The sequence below is a fragment of the Sporanaerobacter sp. genome, from assembly GCF_047830725.1.
Taxonomy (GTDB): domain Bacteria; phylum Bacillota; class Clostridia; order Tissierellales; family Sporanaerobacteraceae; genus Sporanaerobacter.
In genome coordinates, this window is record NZ_CP181252.1 from 1,124,728 (window position 1) to 1,148,850 (window position 24,123).

Genomic DNA, 24,123 nt, shown 5'->3' on the forward strand with positions numbered 1-24,123 from the left:
ATGGACAGGAGGTGACGAAAATATCAAGAAGAGATTGTATTTGATAATAAAATAAAACAAGGAGGGTTTAATGTGAGAAAGTTTTTTAAGCGCAATATAAGTCTGATTTTGACAGCTGTGCTTTTACTTTCTATATTTTCAGGGTCACTGCCAGTTAGTGCAGAGGAAAATGCTAGTTCTCCAATCATTTACTTAAAAGGAATGGAGAATGATACAAATGTGAAACCTAGTGTTTCAAGTACCCTCACTAATAAGATTTATGACAACGGAGAAGCTGGACCATATGTAGTTAGCTTTGATGGACCAGTGTATGATTATATGAAAACAGAAATTGAGAATTTAGGAGCTAAGATAGAAGAATATATTCCTGATTTTTCATTTTTAGTGATGATGACTCCTGAGACTGCTAAAAATGTAAAAAGACTTTCATGCGTCAATGATGTCATTGTTTATGAGCCTATTTTCAAGATAGATCCAGATTTCATGGATGGTTTTGGAAATATAAAGAAAAGGGGAGAAATGAAGGTTAGAATTCTTACATTTGATGATACGAATACAGAAAAACAAATACAATCACTTAATATAAAAGAAATAGAGAGTGATATAGATAGTATAATTGCATTGATAGATAGCGGAGAAATAATGAAGCTTGCAAACTTAAATTCCGTTAAGTTTATTGAACCAGTTCCTGAATTTCAGTTATTTAATGATGTGGCTAAAGGGTATATGGGCGTAGAAGGTACATGGAATTTAGGATATACTGGGGAAGGACAAGTTGTAGGTATTGCTGATACAGGACTTGATACAGGGAAAAATGATACTAGTATGCATAAAGATTTTCAAGGAAGAATAGATAAAATTATTCCATTGGGAAGAAATACAGCAGATGACCCTCATGGACATGGGACTCATGTTGCAGGCTCTGTGCTTGGCAGCGGTGCTAGTTCCAATGGACAAATTAAGGGCATGGCTCCTAAAGCTCATCTTGTATTTCAATCTGTATTGGATTCTAGAAATGGCCTTGGCGGGCTTCCAAATGATTTAAATGATTTATTTAGACAGTCATGGAATGAAGGAGCACGAATTCATACAAATTCATGGGGTGCTGCTGGGTCTGGAGTGTACAATACAAATTCAAGACAAGTTGATGAATATCTTTGGAACAACAACAATATGATTATACTTTTTGCAGCAGGAAATGAGGGACAATCTAAATCTGGTGGTACAGTATACAATTCAATAGGTTCTCCAGGTACTGCAAAGAACTGTATAACTGTTGGAGCTTCAGAAAATTATAGACCAGAAAAAGGTCAACTTGGTGATAATCCAAATCAAATCGCATCATTTTCTAGTCGTGGTACTTGTAAAGATGGAAGAGTAAAGCCTGATATAGTAGCTCCAGGGACATGGATTCTTTCAACAAAATCTTCAAAAGCACCAACAAGCAATTTTTGGGGAGAATATAATAATTATTATGCATATATGGGTGGAACATCAATGGCTACTCCCCTTACAGCAGGTGCAGTTGCAATTGCAAGAGAATATATGATAAAAGAATGGAAACATACTCCAAGCCCTGCAATGATGAAGGCAGCAGTGATAAATGGTGCTACAGATATGGGTTATGGATGCCCAAGTCGTGATCAAGGATGGGGACGTATAAATCTTGTGGATTCATTAAAGTCGAAACAATATAAATATGAAGATGAAACAAAGAGCTTATCTACAGGACAAGTTGCAAATTACACTTATGCAATTAAATCTAATAAAACACCTTTAAGAGTTTCTCTTGTTTGGACTGATTATCCAGGCTCCACATCAGCTTCAAAAGCTCTTGTAAATGATTTAGATTTGAAAATAACTTCTCCATCGGGAGTTGTTTATTATGGAAATGATTTTACAAAACCATTTGACAGTGAAATTGATCGTTTAAACAATGTTGAAAATATATTTATAGATAATCCAGAAGTAGGAAATTATAAGATTGAAGTAATAGCATATAATATACCTCAAGGACCACAATCTTTCGCCTTATTTGCATCAGGAGACTTTGGAGAAGTAAGTGGAGATTTAGAAGCACCAATATGTAGCATAATATCTCCAGAAAATGGAGCAAATGTAAATGGCAATGTATCTATAACTGCAGATGCTAAGGACAATGTTGGAGTAACAAAGGTTGAGTTCTATGTTGATGGAGAAAATATTGGGACAAGTACAAAAGTTCCATATAGCATAAATTGGGATACAACAAAAGTATCAAATGGTACTCATAAACTTCAAGTCAAAGCATATGATGCATCAGGAAATGTAGGAGTATCTGAAGAAATATCAGTTGTTGTTGAAAATAAGAGTGAAGAGCCAAATCCAGAGACTGAATATGTAACAGAGACTTATTCTGGTTCTGCTTCTTGGTGGGGCTCATATGAAAAAGCTATAGATGTTACTGCAACTGGTAAAATAACAGTTGAATTAAAAGGGTCTTCAAAATTGTCTATGAAACTATATGATTCATCTGGAAATGTAGTTTCTCAAGGAACCAATTCGATTTCCTATGATACTTTAGCAATTGGACAATATAAAATAGTGGTATCTTCAACAAGTTTTTGGGGTGAATCATTTACTTTAAAAGTGACATATCCTGTAGCAAAAGGCGGTAATGAAGATGAGGATAAGGATACAGAAGCACCAAAATGTAGCATAATCTCTCCAGAAAATGGAGCAACTGTAAATGGCAATGTATCTATAACTGCAGATGCTAAGGACAATGTTGGAGTAACAAAGGTTGAGTTCTATGTTGATGGAGAAAATATTGGGACAAGTACAAAAGTTCCATATAGCATAAATTGGGATACAACAAAAGTATCAAATGGTACTCATAAACTTCAAGCCAAAGCATATGATGCATCAGGAAATGTAGGAGTATCTGAAGAAATATCAGTTGTTGTTGAAAATAAGAGTGAAGAGCCAAATCCAGAGACTGAATATGTAACAGAGACTTATTCTGGTTCTGCTTCTTGGTGGGGCTCATATGAAAAAGCTATAGATGTTACTGCAACTGGTAAAATAACAGTTGAATTGTCAGATATGTTTTTTGGAACGAGTTTATCTATGAAACTATATGATTCATCTGGAAATGTAGTTTCTCAAGGAACCAATTCAATTTCCTATGATGTTTCAGTAGTTGGAAAATATAAGATAGTAGTTTCAAGTGATTGGGTTGAATATTTTACTATGAAAGTAACATATCCTGTAACAAAATAGATTAAAGAAAAATAAATCAAGGGCGATTAAAAATCGCCCTTGATTTATTTTGTATAATTGTCAAAATAACCTTTGATATATACAATAGGTGTGCCTTTATCTCCACTTCCTGAAGTCAAATCACAAAGAGAACCTATAAGGTCCGTAAGTCTTCTAGGAGTAGTACCTTGAGATTCCATATTGCCTACTAGATTTGCTTCCTTATTTTCAATATACTGAGAAATAGCACGTTTAAGTTCTTCACCCTTTAAATTAGGGAAATTGTTATCTGCAAGATATTTTATCTTTATTTCATTGGGTGTTCCTTCCAAGCCAGAAGTATAAGCAGGGGATACAATAGGGTCGGCTAGTTCCCAAATTTTTCCCACTGGATCTTTAAATGCACCATCTCCATAAACCATAACTTCAACATTTTTGCCTGTTTTTTCTTTAAGGATAGCTTGAATATTATCTACAATAGGTTGGCAATCTCTTGGGAAAAGTTTAATGCTTTCTTCTGTTGCTTTATTTGAACCTAAAAGTCCATATTTTTCATTATATCCACTGCCATCAACAGATGTCGTTAAGATTTCATCAAGACTATAAATTTTTTTTCCACCGTTTTCTTTTAATATTCTTTTGGTTCTAAATCTTGTATGAATATCACAGGTAAGAACATTTTTTGTGTAGTTTAAAATAGTTTTTGGATTATTTGAGAAGATAATTTCACATTCAGTTCCATACTCTTCAATTAGAGATTTATAATATTCAATGTAGTCTACACCAGTAAAAGGATGTTTATTGTATCCGAAAAGTTCTCGAAATTCACTTTCTGTTAAAACATCTGTCCAAGGGTTTACTCCTTTTTCGTCAAGAGAATCCATATCTATTAAATGATTGCCTACTTCATCAGCTGGATAGCTAAGCATTAATATGATTTTTTTAGTTCCCTTCGCAATACCACGAAGACAAATGGCAAAACGATTACGACTTAAAATAGGGAATATAACGCCAATGGAATCTTCGCCAAATTTTTTATTTATATCTTTTGCAATATTATCTATATTTGCATAGTTTCCTTGAGTACGAGCAACTACGGATTCGGTTACAGCGACTATGTCCTTATCATCTATAGAAAAATTTTCTGCTTCTGAAGCTTTCAATACTGTATCTACAACTACATCAACTATATTATCTCCTTCTTTTACAATTGGAGCACGAAGACCTCTAACAACAGTTCCAACCATTCTCTCCATTTAAATCACTCCTTAAAGTTTTATTTTAAACTCAAGAATCATCTTTCAATTATAATATATACTATTTTTGGATATAAGTAAAATAAATAGATATAATATTTGATATAAGCTTAGCTTATATCAAATATATGTATATATATGTTGAGATAGTAAAATTCCTATTTATATAAGCTATAATAGCCACATATTAGTAAAAAAATACATGAATAGATATAGACATTAAGACCCAGTTAATGCTAAGAAACATACTAATATGTTATAATATTTGTTGTAATCAAACAAAGAATATAGAAGGGAAAAAGTATGAATTTATTAAATGTAGAAAATATTTCAAAAAGCTATAATGAGAAACGATTGTTTAAAAATATAAGTTTAGGGATAAATGAAGGAGATAAGATTGGTCTTATAGGTATAAACGGTACTGGTAAAACTACGCTTCTAAAGATAATTGCAGGAATGGAAGAAGCAGATGAAGGTGAAGTTGTCAAAGGGAGTTTGGTTAGAATAGAATATCTTCCTCAAAAAATTTTCTTTGATTCCAATGCTACTGTAGAAGAACAAGTTTTTAAAGGTAATTCTAAAAACATGATATTGATTAGGCAATATCACGAGGCTATAAGTAATCCCAATACATCAAGTGAAGAATTACTTAATCTTACAAATGAAATGGATGCAATGAATCTTTGGAATTTAGAAAATGAAGCAAAAGCTGTATTGACAAAGCTTGGTATCTCAGATTTTAAGGCGAAAGTAGAATGTTTATCGGGAGGAGAAAAAAAGAGAATTGCACTGGCTAGTGCTTTGATAAATCCGTCAGAGTTACTTGTACTGGACGAACCAACAAATCATCTTGATAACGATACGATAGAATGGCTAGAGGAATATCTTGCTAAGAAGAAAGGTGCACTACTCATGATAACTCATGATAGATATTTTTTGGATATGGTAGTTAATAAAATTATTGAGCTTGATAAGGGCAATCTTTATTCCTATGAAGGAAATTATAACAATTATCTGGAGAAGAAATTGGAAAGAGAAGAGATGGAAGTTGCCAGTGAGAAAAAAAGACGAAGTTTACTTAGAAAAGAGTTAGCTTGGATGAAGCAAGGTGCAAAGGCCCGTTCCACAAAGCAAAAGGCCAGAATAGGACGTTTTAATGAACTAAATGAGAAAGTAGTGGATTTAACTGATGAAAAGCTTGAAATATCAGTAGGAAGCAGACGTCTTGGCAAAAAAGTAATAGAAATTGATCATATAAGTAAATCTTTTGATGATAAAAAAGTAATAGATGATTTTGATTATATTTTATTGAAAAATGACAGGATTGGGATATTAGGACCAAATGGTAGCGGTAAGTCTACTCTTATAAATATTATGGCAAAGAAGCTTGAGCCTGATATGGGGAAAGTGGATGTGGGGGATACAGTAAAGATAGGATTGTATTCCCAAGAAACTTATCATATAGATGATGATATGAGAGTTATAGATTATGTCAAGGAAGGTTCAGATTATATAACAACATCAGATGGGGTTAAAATCAGTGCTTCTCAAATGTTAGAGAAATTCTTGTTTCCACCGTCAGTACAATGGACTCCAATAGGAAAACTATCTGGAGGAGAAAAGAGAAGACTCCATTTACTTAGAGTTCTCATGGAAGCACCAAATGTATTGTTGCTAGATGAGCCAACGAATGATTTAGATATAGAAACTCTCACTATTTTAGAGGATTATCTTGAAGAATTTTCGGGAGCAGTTGTTGTAGTTTCTCATGATAGATATTTTCTAGATAAAGTAGTAGATAAAGTTTTTGTGTTTGAAGGAGATGGGAAAATAGTTCAATACACGGGAAACTATTGGAGTTTCAAACAAAATGTTAAGGACAAGAAACAAGAAATCAACAAGGAGACTAAAAAAGTTCCTAAAAAAGAAAAGCCAAGTATTGAGAACAAGCCTTTAAAATTATCCTATAAAGAACAGAGAGAGTATGAGGAAATAGATGAAATCATTTTAGAACTTGAAGATAAAATTCGTGAAATTGATGAAAAAATAGAAGGAGCTTCTACAGACTATTTGCTTTTACAAGAGTTGCTTGAAGAAAAGGACAATTTAAATTCTGAATTAGATAAAAAGATGGAAAGATGGGTTTATTTGAATGAACTGGTTGAAAAGATAGAGGAACAAAAAAATTAAAAAATAAATATAGATATTTGAAAGGATGGAAAAATGAATAAAATATTAGTATTGGCAGAAAAACCCTCTGTTGGGAGAGATATAGCTAGAGTATTGAAATGCAATAAAAAAGGTAATGGATACCTAGAAGGAGATAAATATATTGTTACTTGGGCATTGGGCCATTTAGTGACACTTGCAGACCCTGAAGAATACAATAAAAGTTATAAATCATGGAGAATTGAAGATTTACCAATACTTCCATCTCATATGAAATTAGTCGTCATTAAACAAACCCAAAAGCAGTTTTATATTGTTAAAGAGCAAATGAACAGGAAAGATGTATCACAAATTGTTATTGCAACTGATGCAGGTAGAGAAGGGGAACTTGTTGCAAGGTGGATCATTGAAAAAGCTAATATAAGGAAACCTATCAAAAGGCTTTGGATTTCTTCTGTTACAGACAAAGCTATTAGAGATGGATTTAACAAATTGAGAGAGGGGAAAGAATATGAAAATCTTTATGCATCAGCTGTAGCTCGAGCTGAAGCAGATTGGATTGTAGGGATAAATGCTACTCGTGCTTTGACTTGCAAGTACAATGCTCAACTTTCTTGTGGTAGAGTTCAAACGCCCACTCTTTTCATGGTTGCCAAAAGAGAAGAGGAAATTAAGAATTTTAAAGAAAAAGAGTTTTATGGTATTGCTGCTACGACTAAGGATTTAAAATTAGTATGGCAAGATAACCACACAAAAGACATAAGAACATTTGATGAGAAAAAATGTGATAAAATACTTGCTTCAATTGAGAAAAAAGATGCACAGGTTTATGATGTGGAGAAAACTTATAAAAAAAGTTATTCTCCTAGATTGTATGATTTGACAGAGCTTCAGAGAGATGCGAATAAAATTTTTGGCTATTCTGCAAAAGAAACTTTGTCTATAATGCAAAGGCTCTATGAAACTCATAAAATACTCACATATCCAAGGACAGATTCTAGATATTTAACTTCAGATATAGTGGATACTTTAGGTGAAAGAATTAAAGCTTGTGGAATTGGACAATATCAATCAATGGCCTCAAGGATTTTAAAGAAACCTATCGTTGCAAATAAATCTTTTGTTGATGACAGCAAGGTATCAGATCATCATGCTATCATACCAACAGAAGAGAGATTACCACTCAGTAAATTGAATGAAAAGGAACGGAAAATATATGATTTAGTTGTGAAACGTTTTATGGCAGTACTATATCCTCCTTTTGAATTTGAGCAAACAACTATTAAGGCTAAAATCGGAAATGAGAATTTTTTTGCAAAAGGGAAAAGGGTATTGGCTCAAGGATGGAAAGAAGTATACGCCAACAACTATGAGGATGATGATGTTCAAGAAGATATACCGGAACAACTTTTACCTAATATAAATAAAGGCGATGTTTTGAAGGTGAATTCTATTATAAAGACTAAGGGATATACTAAACCGCCAGCACAATTCACTGAAGGAACACTTTTGTCTGCTATGGAGAACCCAGCAAAATACATGGCAAATGAAAGCAAAGATTTGATTAAAATAATTGGAGAAACTGGAGGAATTGGTACAGTAGCTACAAGAGCAGATATTATTGAAAAATTGTTTAATAACTTCTTAATTGAAAAGAGAGGGAAGGATATTTATATTACTGGAAAGGGAAAGCAACTTCTTGGGTTGGTTCCTGAAGACTTGAAGTCTCCAGCTTTAACAGCAGAATGGGAGCAAAAATTGGAAGCTATTGCAAAAGGCAAACTTAATAAGGATACTTTCATAGAAGAAATGGGAATCTATTCAAAAGCTATTACAAATGAAATAAAAAATAGCGATGAAACTTTTAGACATGACAATATATCAAGGGTTAAATGTCCACAATGCGGAAAGTATATGCTTGAAGTGAAAGGGAAAAAAGGCAAGATGCTTGTTTGTCAAGATAGAGAATGTGGTTATAGAAAAAATATATCTAAAGTGACTAATGCCAGATGTCCTAATTGTCATAAAAAGCTAGAATTGCGTGGAGAAGGAGAAGGACAAATATTTGTATGTAGCTGTGGATATAGAGAAAAACTCTCTTCTTTTAATGAGAGGAGGAAAAAAGACAAAAATTCAGTTTCTAAAAAAGAAGTATCAAAATATTTAAAAGAGCAAAATAAATCTAAAAATGAAGCAATAAATACAGATCTTGCAGATGCTCTAAAAAAGCTTAAATTTTAATGGAACAAGAATTTTTTGCATAGTATTTCTTGGGATATATAATAACTTATGATATAAGTAAAATAAGTGAGAAGAATGCTAAATATAAGGAGTGCTTATATGCCTGTTAGATTGGATTTATATAAAATTTTTTGTGAGGTAGCCAAATGTGAAAGCTTTTCAAAAGCTGCAAAAGTGCTTTTTATGACTCAACCAGCTGTCAGTCAGGCAATCATGCAACTTGAAGAAGAACTTGGAATGCGGCTTTTCACCAGAACTCCTAAGGGTGTCATACTTACAAATGAAGGTCAAATATTGTTTGAATATGCAAATTCAGCTATGAACTTAATCAGTGTAGGGGAAAAAAAGCTACAGGAATCTAAAAATTTAATGGTGGGTGAATTGAAAATAGGTGTTGGAGATACTATTTCACGCTATTTTTTGTTGTCTTATTTGGAAAAGTTTCACAATGGATATCCAAATATCAAGCTAAAAGTTGTGAATCGTACAACGCTCGAACTTTGTACACTTTTAAAATCTGGAGAAGTTGATATTGCAATATGCAATTTGCCTATTAGGGACTCTTCTTTGGAAGTAAAAGAATTGATGGAAATTCATGATGTCTTTGTATATGGGGGAAAATACAAGAAAGATCTATCTAAATACTTAACCCTAGAGGAGATAGCAAAATTTCCACTTATATTACTTGAACCTAAGTCAAATTCAAGACAATATGTAGAAAAATATATTTTATCTAAAGGTATTAGAATTAAACCAGAAATTGAACTTGGTTCTCATGAATTGTTGTTAGAATTTGCAAAAATTAATTTAGGCATATCATGTGTCATACGAGAATTTTCACAAGAATATCTACAAGCGGGAGTATTGTATGAAGTGCAAACAACTGAAGAGATACCAAAGAGAAGTATAGGAGTTTGTTATTTGAAAAGTGTATCTCTTTCTCCTGCTTCAGAAAAATTTGTTGATTTATTGGAAGGATGGTAGTATGAGACTTAACAATTTTATTAGTTCAACAGGACTTTGTTCTAGGAGAGAAGCTGATGAGATGATTAAACAAAAAAAGGTGAAAGTTAATGGTCAAATTGCAGAACTTGGATATGTAGTGAAACCAGATGATAAAGTTGAGGTAAATGGAAAAGTATTAGAGGAAAAGAAAGACCATGTATATATTGCACTGAATAAACCAGTAGGTATCACTTGTACAACTGAGAGACATGTGGAGGGAAATATTATAGATTTTGTAAATTATCCTGAAAGAATTTTCCCAATTGGGAGACTTGACAAGGATTCTGAAGGATTAATTCTTCTTACAAGTGATGGCAGCATTGTAAATGAAATTTTAAGAGAAGAAAACAATCATGAAAAAGAATATATTGTGATGGTCAACAAAAAAATCACTTCTTCGTTTATAAAAAACATGTCTAGAGGAGTTAAAATTTACAATCCAGTTAAAAATGAATATACAATCACAAAGAGTTGCAAAGTATTTAAGATAAATGACCGAACTTTTAAAATCATTTTGTCTCAAGGATTAAATCGTCAAATTCGAAGAATGTGCAATCAACTTGGATATAAGGTTATAAGTTTAAAGCGAATTCGAATCATGAATATAAGTTTAAAAGATTTGCCAGTAGGAAAGTGGAGATATTTAACAGAAGAAGAGCTAAAGAGCATAGGGAGAAAATGACATATTAAAATATTATGACAATATAAGCATTTAGATAGTAATTTGTTATAAATTGATATAAAATCTAAATATATTAATGCAAAAATCGAATGGGGGATTACTTGATGAAAAATAGGATGAAGAAGATACTATCTATTTTGTTTATGTCATTATTTATATTTTCTAATGGTACTACTTCTTTTGCAGGAGCTTCAGATATAGTGAATCATTGGGCAAAGAATGACATACTATATTTAAGTCAAAAAGATATCATGAAAGGTTATCCAGATGGTACTTTTAAGCCAAATAATTATATAAAAAAAGCGGAATTTTATAAAATTATCAATGGAATAATGGGATATTCGGGAACTGCAGAAATAAATTTCCCAGATGTAAATAAAGGCAATTGGTTCTATGATGAAGTGGCTAAGGGAGTCAAGGCTGGATATATTCTTGAAGCTGAAGGTCAAAATATTTTGCCAAATACATATATTACACGTGAAGAGGTAGCTAGAATTGTAGGAATTACTTGTGGATTAGAGGAAGATATATTTTCTGCATCATATTTTTTGGACTGCTCAGAGATAAGTAATTTAGCTATTGGCTATGTTGGAGCTGTAAGAAATGTTGGTTATATGACAGGATACCCAGATGGGACCTTTGGTCCTAAAAAGCAGATAACAAGAGCAGAAAGTGCAAAAATACTTGCCAATATTAGCAAAAATATGATACAAACTCCAGAAATTAAACCAGAGAATAATACAAATATTGATTTATATTATGTCCAAACCGGAACTTATAGAAGTGGAGAACTAGCATTGGTACAAGAAGCTGCATTGAAAGCTGCAGGATTTGGAGATGCTTTTGTAGTTATAGATCCAAACAACCAAAATTATTGTGTAATGGCAGGAAAGTTTTCAACTAAAATAGATGCAGATGCATACAAAGAGAAAGTGATTTATAAAGGATTTCAAGCTTTTGTGACAAATAGGAAGTTTGATGAAACTATCATTTCTAAACCTACAGAACCAGTAAAACAAATTTCAAAAGATGAAGAATTTGTAAAATTGGTTAAAGAACTGCCAGACTCAAGTGAAATCAATGAAATTACAGTAGAAACTAAAACAAAGACTGAAAGCGCAAGAAAATTATTTGATAGTTTACCAGATGTAGAAAAATCTAAAGTGTCTCAAGAAGATATTGATAAACTCTTGAAAATTGAAGCGAAAATTCAATCCTTAAAGACTCAAATAAAGTCAAGAACTAAAGCAACTGTAGAACAGGGACAAGCATGGGCTATAAAAAAAGGTGCCCATAAGAGATTTGTGGATGTAGCTCATATTTATTGGCAATATGGAGAATTGACTGGAATGAATCCAGAAATACTATATGTACAAGCAGCTAAAGAAACTAATTTTGGAAGATATACTGGAGTAGTGAGACCAGAGATGAACAATTGGTCTGGAATAAAAATACTTAATCCAATAGGTGATAGAACTGAAGATCATGAAACTTTTCTTACACCAGAGGATGGTGTGAGGGGACATTTTAATCATATGGGTATCTACTGTGGGGTTGCTCCAGTAGGAGAACCACATCCAAGATGGTACAAGACCAATACAGCTAAATGGGCAGGAACAGTAGAGTATGTAGAAGATTTAGGAGGGTTTTGGGCTCCGAATTTAGACTATGGTATTTCGATTGTAAGGGATTATCTAAATAATTTATATAAAACAACGGTACCATCACAAGAAGATTTGTATAAAGCTTTGCAATTAAGCAATAAAGTTGATGAATTGGTAGAAGATGATATATTTGAAGTAACGGAAATAATTAGTGAATACGATGGTCTTACCTATTCACAGAAAACTTTGGTTCCATACAATGTCAAGGATAGAATAGAACAATTGAGGAAAAAGTAAATATTAGTATTTCACCACCTAATGATGACAAGCATATTATGTAGTAGATAGATTATAAAATATTTTATGGTGGTGAATATAATGAATGAAGATGTTTGTTTAAAAATAGGTATGAAAGCCCCTGATTTTTCAGCCCAGACAACTTTTGGACCAATAAAACTTTCAGACTTTAAGGGCAAATGGGTAGTTCTGTTTTCTCATCCAGGTGATTTTACTCCTGTTTGAACCACTGAATTTATTGCTTTGGCAAAGCAATATAATTACTTCATGGATAGAAATGCTGCACTTTTGGGGCTCAGTATAGATAGCAATTCTTCTCATTTGGCATGGGTTTATAATATATATCAAAATACAGGGATTCAAATACCTTTTCCAATAATTTCAGATAGAGATGGTAGCATAGCAAGAATGTATGGTATGTTTTCGCCTACTACGGGGACTACAACAACAGTAAGAAATGTATTTTTTATAGATCCAAATCAAATAATAAGAGCAATACTAGTTTATCCACTGACCAATGGTAGAAACACCAATGAAATGCTTCGACTTTTGATTGCTCTGCAGACCTCCGATATGGCAAAGGTTGCAACGCCAGCTAATTGGTATCCTGGTCAGCCAGTTGTTGTACCTGCACCACAAACTTATGAAGAACTTTTAAGAAGAGTAGAAGGTGAAGAAGGTCTATGTTGTGTAGATTGGTATCTTTGTTATAAAGATTTATCTTAAAACCAGTAGAAATATTTCTACTGGTTTTAAGATGTAAGTTTCATAAGCTACTAAGGTATTAAAAATTTTGTATTTGTATTTATCTACAAATGGCTTAATAGATACAGAATTAGTTCTAGCATAATTAGTTATTATAGTATGAGATATCTACGTTGTGTATTTTCTTTGCTGCTTAGGAAGTCTTACGATTTGTAACTCCTCAAAGTAAATTTTTTAAATACAAAAGTTTGGATGTCTATTTGACAATACCAGTAAGATAAAGGAGATTTATATTGTGAGAGATAAATTAGATAGAAGTAAGATATTAAAAGCCATTATTGCTGTAACAATATCCATTATATTGTTATATGAATTTCAAGGTGAAATTAAAAGTTTTAATTTTCCACATACATTAAAAATATTAAAGAATCTTGACAATGTCACAGTTATTTTAATATTTTTAGGTGGATTAGGAGCTATAACATTTTTAACATTATACGATTTTGTAGGAAATAAATATTTTCATTTTGAAATACCTTTTTTTAAAGTATTTAAAATAGGTTGGATTTCTGGTTCTATTAATAATTTTATTGGACTGGGAGGTTTAGTAGGTGCTGGTTTAAGAACTTTTCTTTATGAAAAAGAAGGTGTGGATACTAAAAATGCTGTAAGAATTAACATATATATTATTCTCTCAAGTATTACAGGACTTTCTGTATTAATTCTCTTAGGATTTTTAAAGTTTTATGATTTTTCATTATTGTTAAGCAAAAATAAGTTATATTTAGCTGTTTTACTTGGCTTTATTCTTTATTTACCTTTGTATTTTTTTATAGATCGAATACCTATATTAAAGAAAAAATTCTTTGAAGACACTGAGCTAGTATCTAATAGATTTAAAATTATGATGATTGGGGCTTCTATATTAGATTGGGCTATGGCAACTTTATTTTTTTGTGAAACCATTATGATATTTTCAAAAGGTCTTACATTCAGAAAGATAATACCTGTGTATTTAGTTTCAATAACATTAGGGATAATTAGTTTTTTGCCAAGTGGTCTTGGTTCTTTTGACGTGTCGGCATTTATAGGATTAAAACTTATAGGTGCTACTTCAGAGAACGCCTTGGCAGGGATACTTGTCTATAGATTGTTTTATTATGTAGTACCCTGGGTTCTTTCAATGATATTGTTTTTGTCAAAACTAATAAAAGAAAAGACTAAGACTAAAACTAAAACTAAAAAGGAAAATCAAATTACAAAACTAACGATTGAATTTAATACAAAAGCATTAGCTGTTTTAGTTTTTTTTGCGGGTATAATTCTTATTCTATCAGCAGCAATACCTGCATTAGTTGAAAGATATAAAATTATAAGTAATATTCTTTCTGTTCCTGTTCTTAGATTTTCTAAAATTACTTCCATGGCCATAGGAATAATGCTAATAATTTTATCTAAAGGAATATTTGACAAGGTCAAAAGTGCATATAATTTAACTGCTGCTTTATTGATTTTAGGATCTATTTTAACTTTCATAAAAGGTCTAGACTTTGAAGAGGCACTTTTGCTTATCATAATATATTTGTTGTTATTTTCTTCTAAAGACAATTTTTATAGAGAGGCTGCACCTATAAAACTTAAAAATATAATTTTATTGCTTATAATAACAGCAATTATGAGTATACTTTATGCAACAATAAGCTATTCAATTCTTGGACATTTTAAACATATCAAAATTAGAAGTAAAAAGGAAGTTTTTGCTGAAGCAGGTATGGTATTTTTTATGATATGGGCATTTGTGGGGGTTTTTTTATTTAGTAAAGTCAGAAAGACAAAATTTAAATATCCTGACAATGAGGATATTAAGGAATTAGAAGAATTTTTAGATAAGAATAATGGCAATATAATGACCCATTTACTTTTCTTGAGAGACAAGTATTTTTACTATACGAAGGATAAACGGATGCTTATTCCATTTGCTACTATTGGGGATAAGCTAGTGGTATTGGGAGAACCTATAGGTGAAAGAGATTTTTTGAAAGAGGCTATATATGAATTTAGGGAATTTGCAGATAAATATGCTATGATACCTGTATTTTATGAAATTTCAGATGAAAACTTTTCCATATACCATGATTATGGGTATGATTTCTTTAAGCTTGGAGAAGAAGCTATAATAAATTTAAATGAATTCAATCTTTCTGGCAAAAAAAAGAAAGATCTTCGGCTTGCAAAAAATAAAGTGGAGAGTGGAGAACTCCAATTTGAGATAGTGAATCCACCATTTGAAGAAACTTTTTTTGAAGAGATAAAAGAAATATCTGATGAGTGGCTTGGAAATAGAAAAGAAAGAGGATATTCCATGGGCTGGTTTGATAGGGATTATTTAAGCAGAACTCCTATTGCTATAATGAAACGAGAAGGTAAGATAATTGCGTTTGCCAATCTTATGCCTTTATATGACAATGAAAGTATATCTATAGATTTGATGAGATATAGGAATGATATTCCAAGTGGTACTATGGATGCTTTGTTTATTGAATTGATGGAATGGGCTAAATCTGAAGGATATAGCAGATTTAATTTTGGCATGGCACCTCTTTCAAATGTAGGTGTGGTTCCTTATTCTAGAAATGTAGAGAAACTTGTAAGAGATCTTTATCAATATGGAAATAAAATATACAGTTTTAATGGTTTGAGGAAGTATAAAGAAAAGTTTCAACCTAAATGGGAAAGTAGATATTTAGCCTATCCAAAAGGTTCAGCAGTAACAATAGTTCTTTTACAAATAGCCATATTGAGTGGAAGGACAAAAAACACAAATTATCATTAGTACAATTTGTGTTTTATACAGTGTGGTTATTTTGATGTGCATATTAGTCATTAGGAGAAAAGGCTTGAAATTTATACATAGTTTCATTTCGTTCTCAATTTTAGGAATATATGGCGAAATCATAACGATGCTTAGATATATACTATAAAATTGAAGTAAAGACTATGGATATCGTATAAAATGTATTATAATCATATAAGAGTATTATTTTTATCGAGGGGATGAAACTTAATGAAAAATCCAGTAAAAAGAGTTGCTGCCATACATGATTTGTCTGGATTTGGCAGAGCGTCTCTAACCACAATAATACCCATACTTTCAACAATGGGTATTCAAGTATGTCCCTTTCCAACGGCAATACTATCCACTCAAACAGATGGATTTGAAGATTTTACATTTGTAGATTTAACTGGCCATATGGAAAGTTATATGAATCATTGGAAGAGAGAAAATCTAGACTTTGACTGTATATACAGTGGATTTTTAGGTTCACCAAAACAAATAGATATAATATTTAAGTTTATTGAAAGTTTCAAAAGGTCTTCCAATCTTATAGTAATAGATCCTGTCATGGGAGATAATGGAGATTTGTATTCGACTATGGATATGAATATGGTAGAAAAGATGAGATATTTGATAAAAAAAGCAGATATTATCACTCCAAATTTTACAGAAGCAGCATATCTATTGAATAAATCTGATGTTATAAGTATCAGAGAAGATGAAATAAAAGAATGGTTGGTTGAATTGTCAGACATGGGACCAAGTACAGTTGTCATAACATCTGTTCTAGATGAGGACAAAGAAAACACTACAGATGTTATGGCTTATGACAAGATAAACAATAAGTTTTGGAAAGTGGATTGTAAATATATTCCTGTAAAATATCCAGGCACAGGGGATGCATTTACATCAGTTTTAGTTGGCAGTCTACTTACAGGAGATAGTTTGCCTATGGCTTTGAATAGAGCAGCTCAATTTATTACAAACGCAATTACAGCAAGCTATGGATTTGGATATCCCGAAAGAGAGGGAGTCCTTTTAGAAAGAGTATTAGATACTTTGAAATATCCAATTATAAATAGTCACTATGAATTGATGGAATAGAGGGAATCTTAGAGGGATTCCCTTTTATTTATTCAACTATTTCATTTAAGGCCATATCAAACAGTTTTTTTAGATGTTTTTTATCTGTTGTGTAATAGTATCTATTGTTGACGCTAGGTTCGAAATTAATTATATCTAAATCAAGCAGCAAATTTAAATGATAGGACAAAGTTGCTGTCGATAAATTAAAATAATCTGCTAATTCTTTATTGTACCAAGGACGCTGGCTTGTGATTTTTATTATATCTAATCTTGTTTCATCAGAGAGGGCTTTGAATAGAGCTTTACATTTTTCTCGAGTCAGTTTATTTTCAAATCTATGTTCAATAGTGTGGCCAAATAGCATAATGAAATCGTTATCAATATTGAAATGAAATACTCCTAAATCAATATAAAAGCTGACAAAAATTCTAAATTTCTTTTTTTCAATTATAAATTTTGAATAATCTCCTAGTCCTATAGTATTTAAAAAATTTATAGGATTTTCTTTGAATGTTTTGTTGTGTTTATTGCATCTTTCTTTCATAAATGTGTATACTTTGTTTTCAAAAGGGTTATAATACAATTCATAAAATGTTTCAAATATTTTTATTACTTCTGTCTTGTATTCCTCGGGATGATTTTTTATTTGCATGAAAATGGAAGATATTTCTTCATCGCAAATTTCAGTTAGGGCACTTTTTATGATCATATCATCATTTTCTAAACTAATATTAGAATCATATTTTTCATAAATTAGTTCAACAAGGGTCCAACTGTCCAAACTTTTTAAAGTTTCAATTAATTCACAAGGTTCTTTTAGATCTTTTTTTATAACTAAATCAAAGCATACATCTAACAAATTAATGGTTTTTCCTGCTATAAAAATTAAGTCATTTCTTAAGAAAGGCGAAATGTGAGTATCTATATATTTAAGCCAATCTTTGACTTCTTTACTTGGAGAAAAATCCAGTAGTTCTTTTGCTGGGTCATTTTTCAAAACCTTACTATTCCATATAGACTGTTGCTGCTTGCTATTTGAATACTTAAATATGGCATTTATAAATTCCATGGCCTTGTTGTATTCTATTTCATATTCCAAAGCATCTACCCCCATTCTATATATATATTAGCACAATATGATTAATGTGTGAACAATCTAAAAATAAATATTAGATATTTTTCTAATTCAATATTAGAAAAATATTGACTAATGTTAGAAAATTTTCTATACTGTAAGCATGGACTATAAATAATATCTATAGTTAAAAGTCTAACAAAGTAGTTACAGGGCCCTAAAATCCAATGTGAAAAGCTTTACATTAATAGTACTAGAGCTTTTCCGTGGATTATAAAAAACAAATAAGGAGGTTTATCATGAAAACCAAAAGGTATTTATCTCTAATTGTTATGTTAGTATTACTTCTAACAACTCTTACGGGTTGTGGGAAAAACGAATCTAAAGTTAATGATCAAGGTGGTAAAGAAGTAGCTGAACAAGAAATTGATAAGGAACAATATTTAAATCTTATCATGAGTGCTGAACCTAGTACATTAGATGCTTCTAAAGGTTCAGATTCCTATTCAAATGGAATTTTAAACAATGTACTTGAACCACTTACTAGATTAGAGGAAGATAAAGATTTAAAGAATATTCTAGCTCCAGCAGGTGCTGAAAGCTGGGAACACAATGAAGATGGTACTGTATGGACTTTTAAAATAAGAGATGCAAAATGGTCTGATGGAGAACCAGTAAAAGCTCAAGATTATGAATATGGTATCAAGAGAACATTAAATCCAGATACAGCTGCACCATATGCATATTTATTGGCTCCTATAAAAAATGCAGTAAAGGTAAATAGTGGAGAATTGCCAGTAGAAGAATTGGGTGTTAAATCTCTTGATGACAAAACTCTTGAGATAACTCTTGAATCTCCTACACCATATTTCTTGCAATTGACTTATCAGAGAGTCATGATGCCACAAAGACAAGATATGGTAGAAAAATATGGAGATAAATATGGGTCTGAAATTGATACATTGGTATACAATGGACCATTTATTATATCAAATTGGGCACATAATAGCGAAATAGTTTTAGCAAAAAATGAAAATTACTGGGATGCAGATAAAGTTAAATTGAACAATGTAAATATAAAAATACTTTCTGATGAAAATGCGATTTACAATTCTTTAGCAAATGGTTCCATAGATTCAACAGGTGTTGGCAAACCAGAATGGATAGAAAGATTTAAAGAAAATAAGAATTTAGAGCAACTTGAGGTAATTAATCCAAATACGTTTTTCATGTTTTTTAATACTAAAGATGAATTATTCAAAAATGCTAATGTGAGGAAAGCTTTTTCTTTAGCTATAGATAGAGAAGAATTGGCAGATGTTATATTCCATGGCATTAATGTTCCAGCATATGGTTGGGTATCTCCAAGTATATATGTTGGAGATGATGAGTATAGAACTTTAGTTGAAGAGCCATTAAAGAAATTGGCAGAGGAAAATAAAGATCCAAAAGCTCTTTTAGTTAAGGGATTAGAGGAATTGGGTATGGATACAGATCCATCCAAACTTACTGTAAAAATGACTCTAGGTTCAACTGATCAATGGTTTAGGACTTATGGGGAATATGTACAACAAATGTATAACAAAAACCTTGGTGTTAATTTTGAAGTGGAATTTGTTGAATGGCCAGTGTTTTCATCTATGGTAGAGAAAGGTGAATTCCAAATTGGCTATATGGCTTGGGGAGCAGAGTTCAATGATCCTATATCATTGCTTAGTTTGTTAAAATCTGACTCAGGGGCAATTCAAACAGGTTGGTCTAATGCTAGATATGATGAACTTATAAGTTTAGCTTCTAAAGAAATGGATGAAAAGAAACGTTTAGAATACTACACTGAAGCTGAAAAAATATTGTTATATGATGAATCTGTATTGGCGCCAACAGTATATCCAAGATCTAATGTATTTAAATACAAATATGTTAAAGGTTTGGGAGTTACGCCATTTGGTACTTCAGGATACAAATACGGATATACTAAAGGAAGACAATAGTTTGAAAAATGGATAGCAGTTTGTGAATTTAGTTTACAAACTGCTATCTTATAGCAAACAGGAAGGAGAATTGCAATGGGTAAATATATTGTAAAAAGAATTGGCTATATGTTTCTTACCCTATTTATCATTATGACATTGACGTTTTTTTTAATGCATAGTATACCTGGGGATCCATTAGCACATATGGCTAAAAAATTGCCAGAACAAATTAGACTTAATTATTATGAAAAATATGGATTGAACAAACCAGTCATAGTTCAGTATGGAAAATTTTTGAAGAATATTTTTACAAAGGGAGATTTTGGTGAGTCTTTAAGATATCCTGGTAGACCTGTTACAGATACTATTTTGAAACACGCCAAAATATCAGGGAAACTAGGTTTTCAGGCATTATTTATAGGAGTCACAATAGGAATAGTTTTGGGTATAGTTGCAGCTTTAAATAGAAATAGATGGCCAGATTATTTGGTTATGTTTATTGCTATATTGGGAGTTACGGTGCCAGTGTTTATTATAGCTGCATTACTTCAGTATGTATTTACTGTGAAATTAGAGTTGTTGCCAACATTTGGTTGGGGGGATTTTAAACATACAATTCTTCCTACTATTGCCATGTGTTTTGGTTCTATAGCAACTTATGCTAGGTATATGCGTTCTAATGTACTAGAAGTGATCAATCAAGATTATATTCTTACAGCTCAAGCTAAAGGCGTTAGTCCTTTCAATGTGGTTAGAAAGCATGTATTTAGGAATGCCATTTTACCTGCTATTACCATTTTAGGTCCACAAATAGCTGGAATTTTTACAGGTTCTTTTGTTATAGAAAAAATATTTGGAATTCCAGGACTTGGATTTTATTATGTAAGTGCTATTAATGATAGAGACTATACCATGATAATAGGTACTACGATTTTCTTTGCAGCATTGTTTGTATTTTCTCAATTAATTGTTGATTTATTGTATGGAGTAGTAGATCCAAGAATAAGAGTTTCAAATGATAAGTAGGAGGATAGATTTATGGAAGGAATTTCTAAGGATAAATTCAAAAAAGTGCCAATGGATGTTTCTAAGGGAGATACAATGGCAAGACCTAGAATGGGATATTGGCAAGATGCATGGAGAAGACTTAAAACAAATAAAGTGGCTATGTTATCGATTATTGTTTTGTTGACTTTAATCATAATGACAATAATAGGACCTCATTTAAATGGGTATTCTTACAAAACAGTTGATCCTTCAAAAGTAAATATGAAGCCTAATAGTGAGCATTGGTTTGGTACTGATGAATTGGGAAGGGATGTTTTTTCAAGAGTTTGGCAAGCAGGTAGAATTTCCATGATAATTGGTATTTTAGGTGCAATTATAGATACTATAATTGGCTGTATATATGGAGGAATTGCAGCTTATTTTGGTGGGAAAGTAGATAATATTATGATGAGAATTGTAGAAATACTCATTAGTATTCCTTATTTAATTGTGGTCATTCTCATCTCAATAGTGACTGAATCTAGAAGTTTAGGAACTATGATTTTATCTTTGACATTGACTGGCTGGTGTGGTATGGCAAGATTGGTTAGAGGTCAAATGCTACAAGTAAAACAACAAGAATATATAATGGCAGCGGAGACATTAGGGGTAAGCCCTTGGAAGATAATAACAAAACACCTTATACCAAATGTTCTTGGGATTGTCATAGTTGCTATAACTTTTGATATTCCAGGATACATTTTTGCTGAAACATTTTTATCATATATAGGGCTTGGAGTACAGCCTCCAAATACTTCTTGGGGTGCATTAGCATCAGCAGCACAACAGAACTTTATCTTCTATCCTCATCAAATGTTTTTCCCTTCTTTGATGATTGCTTTAACGATGTTGTCATTTACGCTTTTAGGTGATGGACTTAGAGACGCACTAGATCCAAAACTACGTCAATAAAAAGGAGGGATAATGGTGGAAAAGATTTTAGAAGTAAAAAATTTGCAAGTTTCTTTTCATACCTATGCAGGAGAAGTTAGAGCTGTAAGAGGTATTGATTTTGATTTGGACAAAGGGGAAACTTTGGCATTGGTTGGTGAATCTGGTTGTGGCAAAACTGTAACGGCAAAAGCCATAATGAGATTGCTAAAAGTTCCTCCAGCTGAAATTAAAAAGGGATCAGAAATTATATTTAACGGTGAAGATGTTTTAAAGATGTCTAAAAAGAGGCTTAGCTCCTTTAGAGGAGAAGATATAAGCATGATATTTCAGGATCCAATGACTTCTTTAAATCCAACTATGACTATAGGCAATCAAATTATGGAAAGTTTGAAGATCCACAAAAAATTAAATAAAAAAGAAGCGGAAAAAGAAGCTATAAAGCTTCTAGAATTGGTGAACATACCAAATGCAAAGGAAAGAATAAAGAGCTTTCCTCATCAGCTTTCAGGCGGTATGAGACAAAGGGTTATGATAGCTATTGCTCTATCGTGCAATCCCAAAATATTGATAGCTGATGAACCTACAACAGCTTTAGATGTGACTATACAAGCACAAATATTGGATTTATTAAAGGAATTAAAGAAAGAATTTGAGACAGCTATAATACTTGTAACTCATGATTTAGGAGTTGTTGCTAATTTTGCAGATAAAATTCAAGTTATGTATGCAGGGCAAGTTGTGGAAAGAGGAACTAGGGATGAAATCTTCTACAATAGTATGCACCCTTATACTTGGGCATTGTTAAGTTCCGTTCCACGACTAAATACAAAAGGTAAAGAAGAACTTTATGCATTGGGAGGAACACCACCAGATTTGATACTACCTTTAAAAGGATGTCCATTTAGTTCTAGATGTGAGCATTGCATGGAAATATGTCTAGAAGAAAAGCCGGAGATAACAAAATTATCGGATACACATAGTTTATCTTGTTGGTTACAACACCCTTATGCTCCTAAAACAGAAAGGCCAGCAGTATTGAGAGGTGAAAGAGATGAATAATGAAAATTTAATAGAAGTAGTAAATTTGAAAAAATATTTTTCTGTGGGGAAAGATAGAACCTTAAAAGCCGTAGATAATGTTAGTTTCAATATAAAAAAAGGTGAAACTCTTGGACTGGTAGGAGAATCTGGTTGCGGGAAGACTACTTGTGGAAGAACAGTATTGGGTATTTATCAGGCAACAGCTGGTCATGTATACTACAATGGCAAAGATATTCATGCTATGAATAGAGAAGAAAAACTTAAGTTCAAAAAAAATGCTCAAATGATTTTTCAAGATCCTTATGCTTCGTTAGATCCAAGAATGACTATAGGAGATATTATAGGTGAAGGGATTGATGTTCATATAAAATTAAGCCACAAAGAAAGACAAGAAAAAATTGATAGCTTGTTGGGAAAGGTTGGGCTAAATAGTGAACATAGTGCTAGGTTTCCCCATGAACTTTCAGGTGGGCAAAGACAGAGAATAGGTATTGCTAGAGCTTTAGCAGTGGAACCAGAGTTTATAGTATGTGATGAACCTATTTCTGCATTAGATGTGTCTATTCAAGCTCAAATTGTTAATTTGTTAATTAAATTGCAAAGAGAACTAGGCTTGACGTATTTGTTTATATCCCATGATTTGTCAATGGTAAAACATATTTCTGATAGAGTAGGAGTAATGTATCTTGGTTCAATTGTAGAACTAGCTAGTAATCATGATTTATATGAAAAGCCTATGCATCCTTATACTCAAGCGTTGATATCGGCAATTCCTATACCAGATCCTAAAATAGAGGACAATAGAAATAGAATCAAACTTGAAGGAGAAGTTCCAAGTCCTATAAATACTCCTGAAGGATGTAAATTTATGAAAAGATGTATTCATGCCAAAGAGATATGCGGGAAAATAACTCCAGAACTAAAAGAAGTAGAGAAAAATCATTTTGTTGCTTGTCATCTTTTTTAGGGATG

16 protein-coding genes are annotated in these 24,123 nt (G+C 32.0%); 14 read left to right on the forward strand and 2 right to left on the reverse strand.

Annotated features, from left to right (window positions below; genetic code table 11):
* Positions 1-72 precede the first annotated feature (72 nt).
* On the forward strand, positions 73-3,261 hold the full coding sequence (locus ACFWUA_RS05580) for a S8 family serine peptidase (RefSeq protein WP_416199147.1): 3,189 nt from the start codon (positions 73-75) through the stop codon (positions 3,259-3,261).
* Positions 3,262-3,305: 44 nt separating this feature from the next.
* Here ACFWUA_RS05580 and ACFWUA_RS05585 read toward each other — a convergent pair whose 3' ends face one another.
* Positions 3,306-4,496 carry a coenzyme F420-0:L-glutamate ligase gene (locus tag ACFWUA_RS05585; protein WP_416199148.1) on the reverse strand — a complete coding sequence of 397 codons (1,191 nt, stop codon included), beginning with the start codon at positions 4,494-4,496 and terminating at the stop codon, positions 3,306-3,308.
* A 303-nt stretch (positions 4,497-4,799) separates the two neighbouring features.
* Between ACFWUA_RS05585 and ACFWUA_RS05590 the strand changes: the two genes are divergently transcribed.
* From ACFWUA_RS05590 to ACFWUA_RS05625, 8 genes are all read left to right on the forward strand, one after another.
* Complete coding sequence (locus tag ACFWUA_RS05590; protein ID WP_416199149.1) at positions 4,800-6,686, forward strand: ABC-F family ATP-binding cassette domain-containing protein; 1,887 nt, start codon at positions 4,800-4,802, stop codon at positions 6,684-6,686.
* A gap of 33 nt (positions 6,687-6,719) precedes the next feature.
* The gene (locus tag ACFWUA_RS05595) at positions 6,720-8,906 is read left to right on the forward strand and encodes a DNA topoisomerase III (RefSeq protein ID WP_416199150.1); all 2,187 of its coding nucleotides are present in this window, start codon (positions 6,720-6,722) and stop codon (positions 8,904-8,906) included.
* 99 nt (positions 8,907-9,005) lie between these two features.
* Entirely contained in the window at positions 9,006-9,890 is an 885-nt protein-coding gene (locus tag ACFWUA_RS05600) for a LysR family transcriptional regulator (RefSeq protein ID WP_416199151.1), read from the forward strand.
* A gap of 1 nt (position 9,891) precedes the next feature.
* Positions 9,892-10,593, forward strand: coding sequence for a pseudouridine synthase (locus ACFWUA_RS05605; RefSeq protein WP_416197089.1), 702 nt, complete (start codon positions 9,892-9,894; stop codon positions 10,591-10,593).
* 104 nt (positions 10,594-10,697) lie between these two features.
* Entirely contained in the window at positions 10,698-12,494 is a 1,797-nt protein-coding gene (locus ACFWUA_RS05610; RefSeq protein WP_416197090.1) for an S-layer homology domain-containing protein, read from the forward strand.
* Positions 12,495-12,605: 111 nt separating this feature from the next.
* Positions 12,606-13,220 (forward strand): peroxiredoxin, encoded by a 615-nt coding sequence (locus ACFWUA_RS05615; RefSeq protein ID WP_416199179.1) that lies wholly within the window; start codon positions 12,606-12,608, stop codon positions 13,218-13,220.
* Positions 13,221-13,494: 274 nt separating this feature from the next.
* A complete protein-coding gene (gene mprF, locus ACFWUA_RS05620; RefSeq protein WP_416197091.1) occupies positions 13,495-16,032 on the forward strand; it encodes a bifunctional lysylphosphatidylglycerol flippase/synthetase MprF in 2,538 nt (845 codons plus the stop codon).
* Between the two features lie 231 nt (positions 16,033-16,263).
* Positions 16,264-17,139, forward strand: a complete 876-nt coding sequence (locus ACFWUA_RS05625) for a pyridoxamine kinase (RefSeq protein WP_416197092.1) — start codon at positions 16,264-16,266, stop codon at positions 17,137-17,139.
* Positions 17,140-17,167: 28 nt separating this feature from the next.
* Here ACFWUA_RS05625 and ACFWUA_RS05630 read toward each other — a convergent pair whose 3' ends face one another.
* On the reverse strand, positions 17,168-18,220 hold the full coding sequence (locus ACFWUA_RS05630; protein ID WP_416197093.1) for an ArsR family transcriptional regulator: 1,053 nt from the start codon (positions 18,218-18,220) through the stop codon (positions 17,168-17,170).
* Positions 18,221-18,495: 275 nt separating this feature from the next.
* On the opposite strand from ACFWUA_RS05630, the gene ACFWUA_RS05635 reads away from it, so the two are divergent.
* The 5 genes from ACFWUA_RS05635 (at position 18,496) to ACFWUA_RS05655 (ending at position 24,118) form a co-directional block, all read left to right on the forward strand.
* The gene (locus ACFWUA_RS05635; protein WP_416197094.1) at positions 18,496-20,187 is read left to right on the forward strand and encodes a peptide ABC transporter substrate-binding protein; all 1,692 of its coding nucleotides are present in this window, start codon (positions 18,496-18,498) and stop codon (positions 20,185-20,187) included.
* A gap of 75 nt (positions 20,188-20,262) precedes the next feature.
* The gene (locus ACFWUA_RS05640) at positions 20,263-21,195 is read left to right on the forward strand and encodes an ABC transporter permease (protein ID WP_416197095.1); all 933 of its coding nucleotides are present in this window, start codon (positions 20,263-20,265) and stop codon (positions 21,193-21,195) included.
* Positions 21,196-21,207: 12 nt separating this feature from the next.
* Positions 21,208-22,128: an ABC transporter permease gene (locus ACFWUA_RS05645; RefSeq protein WP_416197096.1), complete on the forward strand. Its 921-nt coding sequence runs from the start codon at positions 21,208-21,210 to the stop codon at positions 22,126-22,128.
* A 12-nt stretch (positions 22,129-22,140) separates the two neighbouring features.
* Complete coding sequence (locus tag ACFWUA_RS05650; RefSeq protein WP_416197097.1) at positions 22,141-23,169, forward strand: ABC transporter ATP-binding protein; 1,029 nt, start codon at positions 22,141-22,143, stop codon at positions 23,167-23,169.
* Entirely contained in the window at positions 23,162-24,118 is a 957-nt protein-coding gene (locus ACFWUA_RS05655; RefSeq protein WP_416197098.1) for an ABC transporter ATP-binding protein, read from the forward strand. The genes ACFWUA_RS05650 and ACFWUA_RS05655 overlap by 8 nt, the downstream gene beginning before the upstream one ends.
* The last annotated feature ends 5 nt before the right edge of the window (positions 24,119-24,123 follow it).